Consider the following 3,122-nt stretch of genomic DNA (forward strand, 5'->3'; position numbering starts at 1 on the left):
ATCGTCAGGGCAATCACTGCTATTCCTGGACATGCATGTTTTGGCGTGTTCATGGGAATCTTTTATGGGATAGCAAAGAGACTGGACTACAGAGGAAATAATGCCGGATCAAAGATCTGCCGTATACTTGCGGTTGTGGTACCGGCTCTTTTGCATGGTGCATATGACTATATAGCTACTATGGAGTCAAATGATGGTGGATGGTACTTTGTGGTATTCGTAGTTATTATGTTTGCGGTTTCATATTTCCTGGTTGGAAAGACTGCTAAAGAGGACAAAATCATATATTAAACACAGAAAAATGAGGATTACTTATAATGGCATTTGATAAAAAGGACTATCAAAAGATATACAAGACGGAAGAAATGGGAAAGGTTCTGGCTCATATCAGAGGCATGAAAGATCATGAGTCTATGGATATTACAGGGGATCTGTTCGCTGAGTATCCGGATGACATGAATGAAGCTGTTCACCAGGTAGTGTTCCATAAGACTGCAAAGAAGAAATACATAACTGTTTTATGGATTGACCATTTTGAGGTAATAGATGTGTCTAGAGCTTTCAGTGGCGTTGGACCGATGGATTTTGATGAGTGTGTTTCTTTATTTATTGATTTTCCTGAAGCGATAGAGGATCTTACTGATTTGATGGATTAAATATATAAACCGGGGAGATGGAATAATTCTTAAGTGCAGTATCATATTCAGAGCAGATAAAAAGAGCAGATTAAGCCAAATCTTAGATCTGCTCTGAATGTGATTCTTCACGATTGTACCAAATCGCGGACGGGTGGCCAGTATGGAAATTGAACCAGATCGATCTTGTGCAAATTTTGGGAACTGGGATCACCAGACTGCTATTACTGCCTTCTTTTGTGCCAAATAATGGCTGTTTTGGGCACGACAAATAAGCCGTCACATGGCGGCTTCAAAAAAATATTCAGTTTGTATGCTTATCCGGTGGCCATTGTCACATCATCGAAGGTCCGAAAACGTTGGAACATACTTCTTTTTCCGCAACAGGGACAGAGATGTATATCTATGTGAAACATTTCATAGAGCATGTCCGCTTTCTTCATACAGGCATACTTTGAAGTAAATCTTCTGTGATTCTGTATGTTGAAGACAATGGTAAGGCGTTTCTTCTTCGCACTGTTTGTCAGAAGGCCATAATAACGTATCTTCTGAAAGCCTTTAGGAAGGACATGATGCAGAAACCTGCGTATGAACTCCTCGTGAGATAAGGCAATGACTTTTCTCTCATTGGTACGATAGTCCTTGGCCCAAAAAGAGATCTTGCCATCTTCGGTGGATATGACTCTTGAGTTTGATATAGCAATCCTGTGGGTGTAACGTCCCAGGTAATCGATCGCATTGCCAAAACCGTTGAAGGTTTCCTTGATAAATGGACACCAGGCTTTCTTATAGAGGCTGTCACGGAATTCATTCCATTCATAGGAATTTCTGAATTTATCAAGACTGCCGGGAAGAATCAGTTTGTCAGATTTGTAGTACTTTTCAAGGGCATCCATAAACTTGCCTCTGAACTTGGAGCCAAGTACCTTTACTGGAATCATGAAGTTAGACTTGCAGTTAACGAGCTTCATGTCCTTTGTGAGTCCGGCACCAGAAATGATGCAGTGGATATGCGGATGGTAGTTAAGCTCCTGTCCCCACGTATGCAGGACCTGGATTATTGCAGGCATTGCCCCAAGATACTTTTTATCAGCAGACAGTTCAAGAAGAGTCTTTGATGAAGCTTCATGAAGCAGAGCGTAGAGAAGTTTCTGGTTGGCATAGATAAGAGGATTGAGCTCTGAAGGTACTGTAAATACTACATGGAAGTATGCTCCATCGATCACTTCTGACCGGCGTGCATCTATCCATAACTCCTTGAGCACGGTCTGACAGTTTGGGCAGTTTCTATTCCGGCAGGAGTTGTTGTGAATCTCCTGATGGCCGCACTCCTCGCAGATGCTGACATTGCATCCAAGGGCTCCTGACTTGCAGGCAATGATTGAACATGCAGCTTTCTCCTGTTCTTCGCTGACGTTATGGGAATAAAGATAGTCATCCCAGGAAGCATTGAACACCTTCTGGATTTTCAGGTTACTCATGGCGGTCGCCTCTATTTCTGTCAAGAGGGCTGAGGCTTTCTTTAGTGTCAGGGGTGGCCAGGTGTATATAGATAACCGTGGAAGCCAGAGACTTGTGGCCAAGAAGCTCTTTGACAAGGAGAAGGTCATGGTACATCTCATACAGATGAGTCCCAAAGGCATGACGGAATGTATGACAGGTTATGCGCCTTTCCCAACCGAGCTCATCTTCATGGAGGTGGATGTTACGGCTCAGATAAAAGGTGTCGATTGGCCTGTCGTCACCGCGCTGTTTTGGGAAGAGGTATCCTTTTGGTCTACCACACTCAAACCAGTACTGTGTAAGGATATCAAGTGATTCCTTTGCAAGGATCGCATATCTGTCGGAGCGGTTTTTGCTGTGCCTGATGTGTATGCGCATGTTTTTGCGCTCGATGTCTTCGTACCTGAGATTGCACACTTCGCCTATCCTGAGGCCTGAACCATAGAGAAGAGAGACCATTGCCTTGACTTTGATATCGGTGATGGTGGATATAAACTCATCCACTTCCTCCATGGAAGGGACGTATGGAAGGTATGTGTCAAACTTCCGCATTGGAAGCTGGGAAGGATCCCATGGTCTATGCAGCACATATATGAAGAAGAACCTAAGCTGGGAGATTGCTGCGTTTATGGTGCGGTCATTAAGATTTCTGGTAATCTGGAGAAATGTGATGAACTCGCGTAGATCATTGTAATTGATCTGAGACATGTATTTGTGAAGGTGGGATTCATTGTAATCAAGAAAAGCACTGATGTAGGTGCTGTAAGATTTAACAGTATGTTCGGTAAGACCGCGAAGTGCGATCATCTTTTTGTATTTTTTTAAATAGTCCATGAGGACCTCCTTTCAGTGTGAGTTAATTGTTTATAGATTCCAAAACTCACCAAGGAGGTGCTCTTGAAAGAAATATGTTGTTGTTAAGTGAAATGAATGATAAACTAACAGACATGGTAGCGGTGCGGTTATTGTTGTTTGTTGGTCGTA

General features: G+C 42.9%; 4 protein-coding genes. 2 read left to right on the top strand and 2 right to left on the bottom strand.

What is annotated here, in order from left to right; all coding sequences use genetic code 11:
- On the top strand, positions 1 to 291 hold a 291-nt coding region (locus tag J6I68_RS11820; RefSeq protein ID WP_292220564.1), incomplete at its 5' end, for a PrsW family glutamic-type intramembrane protease.
- A 26-nt stretch (positions 292 to 317) separates the two neighbouring features.
- Positions 318 to 656 (top strand): hypothetical protein, encoded by a 339-nt coding sequence (locus J6I68_RS11825; RefSeq protein ID WP_292220566.1) that lies wholly within the window; start codon positions 318 to 320, stop codon positions 654 to 656.
- 296 nt (positions 657 to 952) lie between these two features.
- Here J6I68_RS11825 and J6I68_RS11830 read toward each other — a convergent pair whose 3' ends face one another.
- Together J6I68_RS11830 and J6I68_RS11835 are read right to left on the bottom strand one after the other, a co-directional pair.
- The gene (locus J6I68_RS11830; RefSeq protein ID WP_292220568.1) at positions 953 to 2,116 is read right to left on the bottom strand and encodes an IS91 family transposase; all 1,164 of its coding nucleotides are present in this window, start codon (positions 2,114 to 2,116) and stop codon (positions 953 to 955) included.
- Positions 2,109 to 2,972 carry a tyrosine-type recombinase/integrase gene (locus J6I68_RS11835; protein WP_292220570.1) on the bottom strand — a complete coding sequence of 288 codons (864 nt, stop codon included), beginning with the start codon at positions 2,970 to 2,972 and terminating at the stop codon, positions 2,109 to 2,111. The genes J6I68_RS11830 and J6I68_RS11835 overlap by 8 nt, the downstream gene beginning before the upstream one ends.
- Positions 2,973 to 3,122 lie beyond the last annotated feature (150 nt).

The organism is Butyrivibrio sp. (assembly GCF_017940685.1).
Classification (GTDB): domain Bacteria; phylum Bacillota; class Clostridia; order Lachnospirales; family Lachnospiraceae; genus Butyrivibrio.